Annotated in this window: 14 protein-coding genes; 5 read left to right on the plus strand and 9 right to left on the minus strand. The window is 71.3% G+C overall.

The genetic code is table 11. The features are described 5' to 3' along the window. Positions 1 to 160: 160 nt before the first annotated feature. From ACZ3YL_RS37600 to rpmH, 9 genes are all read right to left on the minus strand, one after another. On the minus strand, positions 161 to 778 hold the full coding sequence (locus tag ACZ3YL_RS37600; protein WP_188307730.1) for a GNAT family N-acetyltransferase: 618 nt from the start codon (positions 776 to 778) through the stop codon (positions 161 to 163). Between the two features lie 134 nt (positions 779 to 912). Next, complete coding sequence (locus tag ACZ3YL_RS37605) at positions 913 to 1,983, minus strand: ParB/RepB/Spo0J family partition protein (protein WP_465661978.1); 1,071 nt, start codon at positions 1,981 to 1,983, stop codon at positions 913 to 915. Beyond that, positions 1,980 to 2,930: a ParA family protein gene (locus ACZ3YL_RS37610; protein ID WP_465662006.1), complete on the minus strand. Its 951-nt coding sequence runs from the start codon at positions 2,928 to 2,930 to the stop codon at positions 1,980 to 1,982. The genes ACZ3YL_RS37605 and ACZ3YL_RS37610 overlap by 4 nt, the downstream gene beginning before the upstream one ends. A 264-nt stretch (positions 2,931 to 3,194) precedes the next feature. Continuing rightward, a complete protein-coding gene (rsmG, locus tag ACZ3YL_RS37615; RefSeq protein ID WP_188307183.1) occupies positions 3,195 to 4,019 on the minus strand; it encodes a 16S rRNA (guanine(527)-N(7))-methyltransferase RsmG in 825 nt (274 codons plus the stop codon). A 158-nt stretch (positions 4,020 to 4,177) separates the two neighbouring features. Next, on the minus strand, positions 4,178 to 4,708 hold the full coding sequence (locus ACZ3YL_RS37620; protein ID WP_188307182.1) for a Jag family protein: 531 nt from the start codon (positions 4,706 to 4,708) through the stop codon (positions 4,178 to 4,180). A 66-nt stretch (positions 4,709 to 4,774) separates the two neighbouring features. Beyond that, positions 4,775 to 5,932, minus strand: a complete 1,158-nt coding sequence (gene yidC, locus ACZ3YL_RS37625) for a membrane protein insertase YidC (RefSeq protein ID WP_188307181.1) — start codon at positions 5,930 to 5,932, stop codon at positions 4,775 to 4,777. Positions 5,933 to 5,935: 3 nt separating this feature from the next. Continuing rightward, complete coding sequence (gene yidD, locus ACZ3YL_RS37630; protein ID WP_188307180.1) at positions 5,936 to 6,250, minus strand: membrane protein insertion efficiency factor YidD; 315 nt, start codon at positions 6,248 to 6,250, stop codon at positions 5,936 to 5,938. Beyond that, positions 6,247 to 6,675 (minus strand): ribonuclease P protein component, encoded by a 429-nt coding sequence (gene rnpA / locus ACZ3YL_RS37635; protein WP_188307179.1) that lies wholly within the window; start codon positions 6,673 to 6,675, stop codon positions 6,247 to 6,249. The genes yidD and rnpA overlap by 4 nt, the downstream gene beginning before the upstream one ends. An 18-nt stretch (positions 6,676 to 6,693) precedes the next feature. Beyond that, positions 6,694 to 6,831, minus strand: a complete 138-nt coding sequence (gene rpmH / locus ACZ3YL_RS37640) for a 50S ribosomal protein L34 (RefSeq protein WP_030392420.1) — start codon at positions 6,829 to 6,831, stop codon at positions 6,694 to 6,696. A 354-nt stretch (positions 6,832 to 7,185) separates the two neighbouring features. Between rpmH and dnaA the strand changes: the two genes are divergently transcribed. The 5 genes from dnaA (at position 7,186) to ACZ3YL_RS37665 (ending at position 13,987) form a co-directional block, all read left to right on the plus strand. Then, the gene (dnaA, locus tag ACZ3YL_RS37645; RefSeq protein WP_465661982.1) at positions 7,186 to 8,976 is read left to right on the plus strand and encodes a chromosomal replication initiator protein DnaA; all 1,791 of its coding nucleotides are present in this window, start codon (positions 7,186 to 7,188) and stop codon (positions 8,974 to 8,976) included. A 975-nt stretch (positions 8,977 to 9,951) separates the two neighbouring features. Further along, the gene (gene dnaN / locus ACZ3YL_RS37650; RefSeq protein ID WP_188305736.1) at positions 9,952 to 11,082 is read left to right on the plus strand and encodes a DNA polymerase III subunit beta; all 1,131 of its coding nucleotides are present in this window, start codon (positions 9,952 to 9,954) and stop codon (positions 11,080 to 11,082) included. Positions 11,083 to 11,254: 172 nt separating this feature from the next. Then, the gene (gnd, locus tag ACZ3YL_RS37655) at positions 11,255 to 12,130 is read left to right on the plus strand and encodes a phosphogluconate dehydrogenase (NAD(+)-dependent, decarboxylating) (protein ID WP_188305737.1); all 876 of its coding nucleotides are present in this window, start codon (positions 11,255 to 11,257) and stop codon (positions 12,128 to 12,130) included. Positions 12,131 to 12,202: 72 nt separating this feature from the next. After that, on the plus strand, positions 12,203 to 13,336 hold the full coding sequence (gene recF, locus ACZ3YL_RS37660) for a DNA replication/repair protein RecF (protein ID WP_188305738.1): 1,134 nt from the start codon (positions 12,203 to 12,205) through the stop codon (positions 13,334 to 13,336). A gap of 111 nt (positions 13,337 to 13,447) precedes the next feature. Continuing rightward, a complete protein-coding gene (locus ACZ3YL_RS37665; protein WP_188305739.1) occupies positions 13,448 to 13,987 on the plus strand; it encodes a DciA family protein in 540 nt (179 codons plus the stop codon). The last annotated feature ends 152 nt before the right edge of the window (positions 13,988 to 14,139 follow it).

A 14,139-nucleotide genomic window follows, 5' to 3' on the forward strand; every position in this document is an offset into this window, starting at 1 on the left:
CACTGCGGCCGCCTCCGTTTAACCATTAAACCGGTCCCCCGCCGGTGCCCCGCTCGGTTGCGCCCCCTGCCGGGTCTATCTCGCCCCCCCCCCCCCCCCCCCCCGGGGGGGGGGGGCCCCGGGGGGGGCCCCCCGCCGCCGTCGTCCGTCCGGGCCCCGCTCAGAACGGCCGCAGGGCCGGCTCCTTCCGCCCACCGCCGAGCAGCCGCTCCAGCGCCCCCTCCACGTCGCCCCGCCAGGAGAGCGTGGTCCGCGCCTCCAGCCGCAGCCTCGGGTAGCGCGGGTGCGGCCGTACGGTCTTGAAGCCGACCGCGAGCAGATGGTCGGCCGGCAGCACGCAGCTGGTCGGCGTCCCGCCCGCCGAACCGAAGGCCTCGATCGCCCGCACCCCCCGCCCCAGCAGGTCCTTGGCCACGGCCTGCACCAGCACCCGGCCCAGCCCCTGCCGCTGGTAGCCCGGCAGCACCCGGCTGACCATCAGCTGAACGGCGTCCGGCGAGACCGGACTGGTCGGGAAGGACTGTGAGCGGGGAACGTAGGCCGGCGGCGCGTAGAGCACGAAACCGACGGGCTGGTCGTCCACGTAGGCGATCCGGCCGCAGGACCCCCACTCCAGCAGCACCGCGGAGATCCACCCCTCCTTCTCCAGCTCCGGCTTCCCCGACTCCACCGCCTCCTTGCCGCTGACCGGGTCCAGCTCCCAGAACACACAGGAGCGGCAGCCCGTCGGCAGGTCCGCGAGGTTGTCCAATGTCAGCGGAGCGATCCGGCGTCCCATGGCCCGTACCTCCTCCTCCCTTTCACGGTCGAGCATTCCCCCACGAACGCCGATGGGTGCATGTTTCACGTGAAACAGCGCTCACGTGGCACATGCACCCATCGGGTCGTTTGCCCTCGATCCGGTCGACCGGCTCAGCCCTGCGACAGCCGCAGACCGTCCTCGCCCGGAGCCATGCTGTCCAGGATCCGGTTGAGGTCCTCCACCGAGCCGAACTCCAGCACCACCTTGCCCTTGCCGAGCTTGCCGCCGCGCTGCGACACCTCGACCTTGACCCGGGTGTCGAAGCGGTCCGACAGCCGGCTCGCCAGGTCGTTGAAGGCCGGGGAGATGATCTTGCCCGCCTTCGGCGCCTGGCGCTTCGCCCCCCGCGACTCCTCCGAGCGCAGCAGCACGACGATCTCCTCGACGTTGCGCACCGTGAGGCCCTCGGCGATGATCCGCGCGGCCAGCTTCTCCTGGTCCTCGGGATCCGTCAGCGGAAGCAGCGCCCGCGCGTGCCCGGCCGTCAGCGTGCCGGCCGCCAGTCGACGCTGGACGGACGCCGGGAGCTTCAGGAGCCGCAGGGTGTTGGAGACGTGCGGCCGCGAGCGGCCGAACCGGTCGGCCAGCTCCTCGTGGGTGCAGGAGAAGTCCCGCATCAGCTGGTCATAGGCGGCCGCCTCCTCCAGCGGGTTCAGCTCGGCCCGGTGCAGGTTCTCCAGGAGGGCGTCCAGCAGCAGCTTGTCGTCCTCGGTGGCCCGGATAATCGCCGGGATCCGCTCCAGCCCCGCCTCGCGGGAGGCCCGCCAGCGGCGCTCGCCCATGATCAGCTCATAGCGCTCGGCCGCGACCTGGCGCACCACGATCGGCTGGAGCAGGCCGACCTCCCTGATGGAGATCACCAGCTCGGCCAGCTTGTCCTCGTCGAACACCTCACGCGGCTGGCGCGGGTTGGGGGTGATCGCGTCCAGCGGCAGTTCGGCGAAGGAGGCACCGGGGACCGGCGCCGGCTGCTCCGCCTGGCGCCCGACGGCCGCCCGGGCCGCCACCGTGGCGCGGCCGCCCGGCAGCACCGGCACCGAGGCCGGCGACGTCGTGCCGGTCGCCACCACCGAGGTCGGCGCGGACGTGGCGGCGGCGGGCTGCGCCGCCCCGCCGTCCGCCGGCGTGGCGGGGCCGATCAGCGCCCCGAGCCCTCGTCCCAGACCCCTGCGACCACTCACTGCTGACCCTCCGTCGTACCGTGCTGTGCCATCGGGGCGCCGTGCCCCGTACCGCTGCCGCCCCGCTGCTGACCCACCAGCGAGCCGCCGCCCTGGCCCGCCGCACGCAGCGCGAGCTCGCGGGCGGCCTCCAGGTACGAGAGCGCCCCGGTCGAGCCCGGGTCGTAGGTCAGCACCGTCTGCCCGTAGCTGGGCGCCTCCGAGATGCGTACCGAGCGCGGGATCGCCGTGCTCAGCACCTCTTTCTGGAAGTGGGTCCGGACCTCCTCGGCGACCTGGGCGGCCAGCCTGGTCCGGGCGTCGTACATGGTGAGCAGGATCGTCGAGACGTGCAGCGTGGGGTTGAGGTGCGCGCGCACCAGCTCGACGTTGCGCAGCAGCTGGCCAAGGCCCTCCAGCGCGTAGTACTCGCACTGGATCGGGATCAGCACCTCCTGACCGGCCACCAGGGCGTTGACCGTCAGCAGGCCCAGCGAGGGCGGACAGTCGATCAGGATGTAGTCCAGCGGCTGCTCGTAAGCGGCGATCGCCCGCTGCAGCCGGCTCTCCCGGGCCACCAGCGAGACCAGCTCGATCTCGGCGCCGGCCAGGTCGATGGTCGCGGGGACGCAGAAGAGCCCCTCGACGTCCACGACCGGCTGGACCACGTCGGCCAGGGGCTTGCCCTCGACCAGGACGTCGTAGATGGACGGCACTTCGGCGTGGTGGTCGATGCCGAGGGCGGTGGACGCGTTGCCCTGGGGGTCGAGGTCGACCACCAGGACGCGCAGCCCGTGCATGGCCAGCGAGGCGGCCATGTTCACGGTGGTGGTGGTCTTGCCCACCCCGCCCTTCTGGTTGGCGACCACGATCACCCGGGTGGCGGCGGGCCGGGGCAGCCCCTCCCCCGCTCGGCCGATCGCCTGAACCGCAGCCTGGGCAGCCCGTGCGATGGGCGTGTCATCGATCTGGTCGATGGTCTCCGAGTCCTGCATGGGGCTCAGTGTTTCACGTGAAACCGGAGCGGCAACAGTCGCCGCCCGGCTGCGACCAAGGATTCCGGAGAGCAGAGAGCGACGTTTCACGTGAAACACCATGCCCGCTATGTCGGAAATCTGACGTTGCGACACTCCGGTGGCCCGCCGCAGGCCCGCCGGTCATCCGAACGACGACGGGCGGACGTTCCCCCTCGGAGAGGGACCGTCCGCCCGCTGTCGTGGTGCTCGCCGGGGTCAGCGGGTGCGGCGCCGCCCGCCCCGGGCGCCCTGGCCGTTCTTGGCACCGGTGTTGCGGCCGGCCCGGGCCATCTTGGCCCGCCGGGTCGCGGCCTTCACCCCGCCGGGGCTCTCCCCCGCCTTGACCTGGACCACCCGGGTCGAGGTCTCCAGGGTGCCCTCGCCGACCGCGATCACGCTGCACTCGATGGCGCCCAGCTTGGCCAGCCCGGCCCGCGAGTCGGCCAGCTCCTGCTCGGCGCTGTCGCCCTTGAGCGCCAGCATCTGCCCGTGCGGGCGGAGCAGCGGCATGCCCCAGCCGGCCAGCCGGTCCAGCGGGGCCACGGCCCGGGCGGTCACCACGTCCACCGCGAGCTTGCCGACCATCTCCTCGGCGCGGCCGCGCAGCACCGTGACGTTCTCCAGCCCCAGCTCCCGGACGACCTCCTCCAGGAAGGTGGTCCGGCGCAGCAGCGGCTCCAGCAGGGTCACCGAGACGTCCGGACGGGCCAGCGCGACCGGGATGCCGGGCAGGCCGGCGCCGGAGCCGACGTCGCACAGGGTGGAGCCGGCCGGCAGCAGCTCGGCCAGCACCGCGCAGTTGAGGACGTGGCGGTCCCACAGCCGGGGCACCTCGCGGGGCCCGATCAGTCCGCGCCGGACGCCCGCCGTGGCCAGCAGCTCGGTGTAGCGGACGGCGGCGTCGAAGCGGTCACCGAAGACCTCCCGGGCGGCGGCCGGTGCCTCGGCCAGTACGTCCAGCTCGGGCACCTCGGTCCGCTCCTCGGCGTCAGGGTTCACGTCCGCCCCCGGACGGCCGGTGGCCGCGCTCTCCGTGTCCATCTCGACTCTCCGATCTCCGGATCCACCGACCCGCTCAACGCACTGTTTCACGTGAAACATCCCAGAAGGAACAACGACCCCGCCCGCACGAGGCGGACGGGGTCGCGTTCGGTAAGGCCCACCGGCCGCCGCGGCGACCGGTCGTCGGTCCGACGGCCTCAGGCCGGCAGCACGACCACGCACCGCTGGGGCTCTTCGCCCTCCGACTCGCTGCGCAGACCGGCGGCCGCGACCGCGTCGTGGATGACCTTGCGCTCGAAGGGCGTCATCGGCCGCAGCTTGACCTGCTCGCCGCTGCTCTTGGCCTGCTCCGCGGCCTTGGCGCCCAGAACGGCCAGTTCCTCGCGCTTGTGGGCGCGGAAGCCGGCAATGTCCAGCATGAGACGGCTGCGCTCGCCGGTCTCCCGGTGGACAGCCAACCGGGTCAGCTCCTGCAGGGCCTCCAGCACCTCGCCGTCCTGGCCGACCAGCCGCTGCAGCGCGCGGTCGTTGCCGTCGCTGACGATGGAGACCAGGGCGCGGTCGCCCTCGACGTCCATGTCGATGTCACCGTCGAGGTCCGCGATGTCGAGCAGACCCTCCAGGTAGTCCGCCGCGATGTCGCCCTCCTGCTCCAGGCGGCTGATGACGCTCTCGTCCGTGCTGGCGACGTCCTCGGCCTCGACGGCGGAGGTGGTGCCTTCCGTCACTGATGGACTCCTTCGGAGATGGGCCCGGCTGGCGGGCGGGGAACGAAGCTCTACGCAGAAGTCCGGTCAGGACTTCTTCTTCGGCCGCTGGCCGCCGCCGCGCTTGGGCTGCTGCCGGGTGCCCTGCTTGGTGCCGCCGGGCTTGGCCGCGGTCTGCTTGGCGGCCGTCGGCTCGGCACCGGAGTCGGCCGGGGCGGCGTCCTCGGCGGGCTGCTCGACCTGGGAGTCCTCGCTCGGCTCGGCCGCCTGGGCGGCGCCGCCGTGCTGGCGCTGGGCCTTGCTCTGGCGACGGGGCTGCTGGCGGCTCGCCCGGACCGACTCCTCGACCACGGCGGCGGCGGAGGCCGCCTCGGCGATGGCCGCCTTGGACGGGGGCAGCATGCCCCAGAGCGCGCCCTTGATCTCCGTACCGTCCGAACGCAGTCGGCCGGCCTTCTTCAGGCGCGCCTGGCGCTCCTCGAAGGCCTTGCTGCCCGGGGTCGGGTTGTTGTGGATGACGACCAGCTGCTGGCCCATCGACCAGACGTTGGTGGTCAGCCAGTAGACCAGGACACCGACCGGGAAGTTGATGCCCATCACGGCGAACATGATCGGGAAGACGTACATCAGCATCTTCTGCTGCTGCATGAACGGCGTCTTCACCGTGAGGTCGACGTTCTTGGTCATCAGCTGGCGCTGGGTGACGAACTGCGACAGCGACATCATGATGATCATCACCGCGGTGACGATCTTGACGCTGGTCTCGGGGCTGCTGACGAAGGTCGCGGAGAGCGGGGCACCGAAGATGTGCGCCTTGCCGGCGCTCGTCAGCAGGGAGCCGTGGATCACGCCGATGTCGTGGCCCTTGGCGACGTTGGACAGCACGCCGTAGAGGGCGGTGAAGAACGGCGCCTGAACGATGATGGGAAGGCAGCTGGAGAACGGGTTGGTACCCGCATCCTTGTACAGCTTCATCATCTCTTCGGACTGGCGCTGCCGGTCGTTCTTGTAGCGCTCCTGGATGGCCTTCATCTTCGGCTGGATCGCCTGCATGGCCCGGGTCGCCTTGATCTGCTTCACGAAGAGCGGGATCAGGCAGATCCGGATGACGACCACCATCGAGGCGATGGCGAGACCCCAGGCCCAGCCACCGTCCGGGTCGAAGATGTTGCTGTACAGCGAGTGGAACTGGACGATGATCCAGGACACCGCCGTGTAGAGGGGACTCAGAAAACCGAAGGTCACCGGTCAGACTCCTTGGACATCGGGCTTCGCCACCGGCTCCGGCTCGGCGGTCCCGCTCTTGGGGCTCAGCAGATCACGCAGCCGGCGGTGCCACACCGGGTGCTTGCGAGGCGGAACGTGGTCCACCCCGCCGGGCGACCAGGGGTTGCAGCGCAGGATGCGCCAGACGGTCAGCCCGCCGCCTTTCACCGCCCCGTGCACCTTCACGGCCTCGTAGCCGTAGTGCGAGCAGGAGGGGTAATAACGGCAGACCGGACCGAGCAGTGGGCTGATGGTCCACTGGTAGACCCTGATCAGTCCCATCAGCAGGTACTTCATCGCCCTGCTCCCGTCGGCGCCGTCGCGGCGGGCTCGACCCTCAGCAACCGCTTGAGCGCCGTGTCCAGGTCACGTTCGAGGTCCTGGTACGAGGCGGTCGCGGCCTGGGGCAGCGCACGCACCACTATCAGGCTACCGGCGGGCAGCCTGGACAGACGATCACGGAGAAGATGGCGCAACCGGCGCTTCACCAGGTTGCGAACGACCGCCGGGCCAACGGCCTTGCTCACGACGAAACCCGCACGCGCCGAAGGAGTCCCCTCGGCGACGTGCGGGCGGATGTCGCTGGTCCGGTCGGTCTGCCCCTGCTGCTCGCCCTCTCTGCTGAGATGGACGACCAGAAGGGGCCGGCCGGCCCGGCGACCGCGTTTCACCGCGGTCGCGAAGTCCTGGCGCCGCCGCAGCCGATTCTCGGAGGGCAGCACAACAGACTCTGGTGCGGATCAGGCGGACAGGCTGGTGCGGCCCTTGCCACGGCGGGCAGCCAGGATGGCGCGGCCGGCGCGGGTACGCATCCGCAGCCGGAAGCCGTGGGTCTTCGCGCGACGACGGTTGTTCGGCTGGAAGGTGCGCTTGCTCACTCGGGGGCTCCTGAGGTGAATCGTAGGATGACGGGAGGTCGCTTGGCCGTCACCGTGCGTCCGCGTGATCTCCCTGTGATTCGGAAATCCGGCCCATCGCCCCAGTTCGGCTGGGGTCTGAGGCAATCCACGGCGCCCGTGCTGCGCGCCTTATGGAGCGGGCGGACCCGCGGACATGCGGCAGCGGCCATCGACAACTCGACCTGGTTACGGTACGCGGGACGGGGGTCGAGGGTCAAACCAGCCGCCCGGGGGGCGTTTACCCACAGCCTGTGGACAACGACTTGATCCGTCCCTGTTCGCTGACTACCGTTGCAGGACTTGTCTGGTTTTGTTCTTGGAAAGCGTGCACCAGTGGCTGATGTCAACAGCGACCTCGTCCCGGTCTGGGCGAGGGTCGTCGAGCGGCTGGTCAGCGACCCCGATGTCGGGGAGATGGACAAACAGTGGGTGCAGCGCACCCAGCCCATGTGGATGATGCACGACACCGCCCTGCTGGCGACCCCGAACGAGCGGGCCAAGCAGGTGCTGGAGGGTCGGCTGCTGCCCCAGCTGACCGACGCGCTCAGCCGCGAGCTCAACCGGCCGGTCCGGATCGCCGTGATGGTCGACGCCAACGCCGCGCCGACCACCCCCGCCCCCCAGGCCCCCGCCGAGCCGTACCCGAGCCCGGCCGAGGACGACGCCGACTACGGCGACCAGGGCTACCGGCAGCCGTACGAGCCGGACTACGAGCGCCCCCGCTACGACACCGGCGGCTACGAGCAGCGCCCCGCGCCCTATGGCGGCCAGCCGGCCCAGCCCTGGCCCGGCTACCAGGAGCCGCAGGCGCCGTACCACGAGACCGAGGAGCCCCCGCCCCGCCAGGCGCCGCGGCACCTTCCCAGCCCGCCCTCGACCACCCAGGGCGACCTCTTCGGCGGCGCGTACGGCCCCGGCCCGGGCGAGCAGCCCCGCGCCGGCGCCGGCCGCCGCGGGCACGGCACCCGGCCCTCCGGCGGCCGCCCGGCCGAGAAGCCCGCCGCGGAGCGGTCCGCCGAGCGCCCCGGCGTCCCCGGAGTGCCCGCCCCGCCCGGCGCTCCCCCGGCCGGCGGCTCGCGCAAGGACGAACCGGCCGCCCGGCTGAACCCCAAGTACCTGTTCGACACCTTCGTCATCGGCGCCAGCAACCGCTTCGCGCACGCGGCGGCGGTGGCCGTCGCCGAGGCCCCGGCCAAGGCGTACAACCCGCTCTTCATCTACGGCGAGTCCGGGCTGGGCAAGACCCACCTGCTGCACGCCATCGGGCACTACTCGCGCAGCCTCTTCCCGGGCACCCGGGTGCGCTACGTGTCCTCCGAGGAGTTCACCAACGAGTTCATCAACTCGATCCGGGACGGCAAGGCGGACACCTTCCGCCGCCGCTACCGGGACATGGACATCCTGCTCGTGGACGACATCCAGTTCCTGGCGAGCAAGGAGTCCACCCAGGAGGAGTTCTTCCACACCTTCAACACCCTCCACAACGCGAACAAGCAGATCGTCCTGTCCTCGGACCGGCCGCCCAAGCTGCTGACCACGCTGGAGGACCGGCTGCGCAACCGCTTCGAGTGGGGGCTGATCACCGACGTCACCCCGCCGGAGCTGGAGACCCGGATCGCGATCCTGCGCAAGAAGGCGATCCAGGAACAACTCAACGCCCCCGCCGACGTGTTGGAGTTCATCGCGTCCCGGATCACCCGCAACATCCGGGAGTTGGAGGGCGCGCTGATCCGGGTCACCGCCTTCGCCAACCTCAACCGGGCCCCGGTGGACCTGGAGTTGGCCGGGATCGTCCTCAAGGACCTGATCCCCGGCGGGGACGAGGACGCCGGCCCGGAGATCACGGCGCAGGTCATCATGCAGCAGACCGCCGCGTACTTCGGCCTGAGCGTGGACGACCTCTGCGGCTCCTCGCGCAGCCGGGTGCTGGTGACGGCCCGGCAGATCGCCATGTACCTGTGCCGGGAGCTCACCGACCTCTCGCTGCCGAAGATCGGCGCGCAGTTCGGCGGCCGCGACCACACCACGGTGATGCACGCGGACCGCAAGATCCGCTCGCTGATGGCCGAGCGGCGCTCCATCTACAACCAGGTCACCGAACTCACCAACCGCATCAAGAGCTAGCGTCACGGCGCGAGTTGGGTGCCGTCGGCCGCGAAGCCCGGCCCCGGCACCGGGACGGGCCCCGAAGGGCGTCAGGAGCGATCCTGACGCCCTTTCGCCGTTTCCACAGGTGTGCGTCGCGCCTCGGCTGGGCAGGGATCCGCTCGACGGACGTTCCACCAGTCCACAGCCCGCGCCGAACAACTGAGCGGTGATTCGAAAACCGAGGGCGCGCAGGGCCGTTGTCCACAGGACGGGCCCCTTCTGCACGGTCCACAGGCCGGGGAGTCCGGAGTTATCCAGAATTCGTCCACAGGCCCGTCGCCGCTACGCTCTTCCGCGCAGGTCAGGTGCCTGTGGACTTGTGCACAACGGTTATCCACAGGGTGTGGACAATTGACGGGCCGCCAGTGGGCCATCCGGGTTATCCACCGGTTGTCCCCAGGGACGGGGCGGTTATCCCCAGGTTGTCCACAGCTGGGTCCACAGTTCGACAACCTTGTGCCGCCGTTCATACCCTGGTGTGAAAGGCGTCACGAAAAGTTGACCGGCGCCCGTGGATAACCGGGCCCGGATCTGGGGACAGCCCTGGGGATAACCTGTGGATACCCTGCGTGCCCTGTGGGTAACGCTCGGCTGTCCACAGCGCGCTCTCCCCGTCCACAGCCGCCGTCCACACCCACTGTGGACAAAATTTGGGCGCTGACCTGCGGAAACGGGGTTATCCACGGTTTCCACAGGCCCTACTACTACCGCTACACAGTTAGACCGTGAACCTGCTTTCAAAGTGGGTGGGCCCGAAATCTGTGGACAACCGCTCCCCGACATCTGTTCGGTTTGCTTCCGCCCGTCTGCCCCGTCTGTCGGCGGAGTACGTCAGACTGTCCTTTGCGACTGGAAGCGGAGTGGTAGAGCTCGGCGGACAGGCGGACCGACGATCAAGATCAGACGAACCAGAGTGCGAGCGGGAGCGCTCGATCCAGGAGGCGGTTACCGGTGAAGTTCCGGGTGGAGCGTGACGTCCTCGCGGAGGCGGTGGCCTGGGCTGCTCGCAGCCTCCCGGCACGGCCGCCGGTGCCGGTGCTGGCCGGCCTGCTGCTGACCGCGCAGGAGGGCAGCCTGGCGCTGTCCGGCTTCGACTACGAGGTCTCGGCCCGGGTCGAGCTGGAGGCGGACATCGAGGAGGCCGGCACCGTCCTGGTCTCCGGTCGCCTGCTCAACGACATCTCGCGGAACCTTCCCAACAGGCCGGTGGAGATCTCCACCGACGGCCAGCGGGTCAGCGTGGTCTGCGGCAGTTCCCGCTTCACCCTCCCCACCCTGCCCGTGGACGAGTACCCGGCCCTGCCGCAGATGCCGACCGCCACCGGCACCGTCTCCGGTGACGTCTTCGCCTCCGCGGTCAGCCAGGCCGCCGTCGCGGCCGGCCGGGACGACACCCTGCCGGTGCTCACCGGTGTCCGGGTCGAGATCGAGGGCGACCGGATCACCCTGGCCGCCACCGACCGCTACCGCTTCGCCGTCCGCGACCTGCTGTGGAAGCCCGAGCAGTCGGACATCTCCGCGGTCGCGCTCGTCCCGGCCAAGACCCTCCAGGACATCGCCAAGTCCCTGGGCAGCGGTGACACCGTCTCCATCGCGCTCTCCTCGGGTGGCGCGGGCGAGGGCCTGATCGGTTTCGAGGGCGCCGGCCGCCGCACCACCACCCGGCTGCTGGAGGGCGAGTTCCCCAAGTTCCGCAGCCTCTTCCCGACCGAGTTCAGCGCGGTCGCCGCGATCCAGACCCAGCCCTTCCTGGAGGCGCTCAAGCGCGTCTCGCTGGTCGCCGAGCGCAACACCCCGGTCCGGCTCAACTTCGAGCAGGGCGTGCTGACCCTGGAGGCCGGCTCGGGTGACGACGCCCAGGCCACCGAGCGGGTCGAGGCCGACCTCGAGGGCGACGACATCTCGATCGCCTTCAACCCGGGCTACCTGGAGGAGGGCCTCAAGGCCATCGACTCCCCCTTCGCCCAGCTGAGCTTCACCACCCCGACCAAGCCGGCCCTGCTGAGCGGCAGGGTCTCGGTGGACGCCGAGGAGGACAAGGCGTACCAGTACCTGATCATGCCGGTCCGCCTCTCCGGCTGATCCCCGGCCAGGTCGGTCATCCACAGGCTGTGCACACCCGCTGTGCACAGCCTGTGGACGTCTCCCCCGGTCGGCCCGGCAGCGCGGAGCCCGGATCCGCCGGAAGCGTAGGCTCGGGGAAGTGCGGCAACGGCGCCGCCGCCAGGCACGTCCCCACAGTAAGGATTTGGTCATGGAGCTCGGCCTCATCGGTCTCGGCAAGATGGGCGGCAACATGCGCGAGCGGATCCGCCGCGCCGGCCACACCGTCATCGGATTCGACCGCAACCCGGAGATCTCCGACGTCGAGAGCCTGCAGGAGCTCGTCACCAAGCTCCAGGGCCCGCGCGTGGTCTGGGTGATGGTCCCGGCCGGTGCCGCGACCCAGGCGACCGTCGACGAGCTCGCCGAGCTGCTCTCCCCCGGTGACGTCGTGGTCGACGGTGGCAACTCCCGCTGGACCGACGACATCAAGCACGCCGAGACGCTGGCGGCCAAGGGCATCGGCTTCGTCGACTGCGGCGTCTCCGGCGGCGTCTGGGGCCTGGAGAACGGCTACGCGCTGATGTACGGAGGCGACGCCGAGCACGTCGCCCGCGTCCAGCCGGTGTTCGACGCGCTCAAGCCCGAGGGCGACTTCGGCTCGGTGCACGCGGGTGCGGTGGGCGCCGGCCACTTCGCCAAGATGGTCCACAACGGCATCGAGTACGCGATGATGCAGGCCTTCGCCGAGGGCTGGGAGCTGCTGGAGGCCGCCCCCGAGGTCACCGACGTGCGCGAGATCTTCCGCAGCTGGCAGGAGGGCACCGTCATCCGCTCCTGGCTGCTGGACCTGGCCGTCCGCGCCCTGGACGAGGACGAGCACCTGGACAAGCTGCGCGGCTGGGCCGCCGACTCCGGCGAGGGCCGCTGGACCGTCGAGGCCGCGATCGACCACGCCGTGCCGCTGCCGGCGATCACCGCCTCGCTGTTCGCCCGTTTCGCCTCCCGCCAGGACGACTCCCCGCAGATGAAGATGATCGCCGCGCTGCGCAACCAGTTCGGCGGCCACGCGGTCGAGTCCAAGTAACCGACCCGGCCGGGGCCCGGGGGTCGTCCCCCGGGCGGCCACAGACACAGAAGGCGGGCGCAGTCCACAGCCATGCACGTCGCGCACCTGTCGCTCGCCGACTTCCGGTCGTACGCCCGGGTCGAGGTTCCCCTCGACCCGGGCGTGACGGCCTTCGTCGGGCCCAACGGCCAGGGCAAGACCAACCTGGTCGAGGCGATCGGCTACGTCGCCACCCTGGGCAGCCACCGGGTCGCGACCGACGCCCCGCTGATCCGGCTGGGCACCGAACGGGCGGTCATCCGCACCTCGGTGGTGGACCGCGGCCGCTCCACCCTGATCGAGCTGGAGCTCACGGCCGGCAAGGCCAACCGGGCCCGGATCAACCGCTCCGACAACGTCCGCCCGCGCGACGTGCTGGGCCTGCTGCGCACCGTGCTGTTCGCCCCCGAGGACCTCAGCCTGGTCAAGGGCGACCCGGGCGAGCGCCGGCGCTTCCTGGACGAGCTGCTGACCGCCCGGGCACCCCGGCTGGCCGGGGTCCGGCAGGACTACGAGCGGGTGCTCAAGCAGCGCAACGCCCTGCTGAAGACCGCCGCGATGGCCCGCCGGGCCGGCGGCGGCAAGGGCGCCGACCTGTCCACCCTGGAGGTCTGGGACGGCCATCTGGCCCGCGCCGGAGCCGAGTTGACGGCCTTCCGGATCCAACTGGTGGCCGCCCTGCAGCCGTTGGTGACGGCCGCGTACGGCCGGGTGGCCCCGGGCGGCGGCGAGACCACGCTGGAGTACCGCAGCTCCTTCGAGGGCGAGCTGCCGACCAGCCGGGAGCAGGCCGAGGAACAGCTGCTGGCCGCGCTGCAGACGGTCCGCAAGCAGGAGGTCGAGCGGGGGATCACCCTGGTCGGCCCGCACCGCGACGAGCTGGTGCTCAAGCTGGGCCCGCTGCCCGCCAAGGGCTACGCCAGCCACGGTGAGTCCTGGTCGTTCGCGCTGGCGCTGCGGCTGGCCTCGTACGAGCTGCTGCGCGCCGACGGCGGCGAGCCGGTGCTGGTCCTGGACGACGTGTTCGCCGAGCTGGACGCGGCCCGCCGGGACCGGCTGGCCGAGCTGGTGGCCGACGGCGAGCAGGTGCTGGTGACGGCGGCGGTGGCCGAGGACGTGCCGAAGGCGCTGGCCGGCGCCCGGTTCGCGGTCTCCGACGGCGCCGTCCGCCGGATCGACGCCTGATCCCCTCCCAGCCACACCACGGCACTGCAGGTGCCGACGTCCGGCGTCCGCGCACTCCCGTAGGCTGGACGGCTCATCGGGTTGTCCACAGGCTGGGGAAAGGAGATCGCCATGAGCGAGTCGGCGGAGACCTCCCCCGGCCCCGGCGCCGCCGAGCCCACCGGTGCCGACCTCGCCCGGTCCGCCCTGCGGGCCGCCCGCGCCCAGGCCCGTCAGCGCGGTGAGCAGGTCCAGCAGAAGCGCGAGGCGAAGCGGCACGGGCTGCGCAGTGGTGCCCGTTCGGACGGCCGCGACCCGGTGCCGCTGGGCGCGGCGCTGAACCGGCTGCTGACCGAGCGCGGCTGGGAGTCCTCGGCCGCGGTCGGCGGCGTGATGGGCCGTTGGCCGCAGATCGTCGGCCCGGACATCGCCGCGCACTGCCACCCCTCCTCCTACGACGAGGCCGCCGCGGTGCTCACCGTGCAGTGCGACTCCACCGCCTGGGCCACCCAACTGCGCTGGCTGGCACGGCAGTTGGTGGCACGTCTGAATCACGAGCTGGGCCACGGCACGGTCCGCACCATCAAGGTGCTGGGCCCGGCCGCGCCGGCCCGCGGCTACGGCCGGCTGCGCGCGCCGGGCAGCAAGGGCCCGGGCGACACCTGGGGCTGAGCCCGGCCGGCGCCGGTCGGCCCCGGCCGGGATCGGAGCACGATCTTCCGGAACCCCTGACGGCCCTTCCAGGCGCCTCAGGCCCCCCGGGCGAGTATCGGGACTCGTGCCGAGGGGATTCAGGGCGGCATATCTGCCTTCAAGGGCTGCCA

This window comes from Kitasatospora sp. NPDC023176, assembly GCF_055560495.1.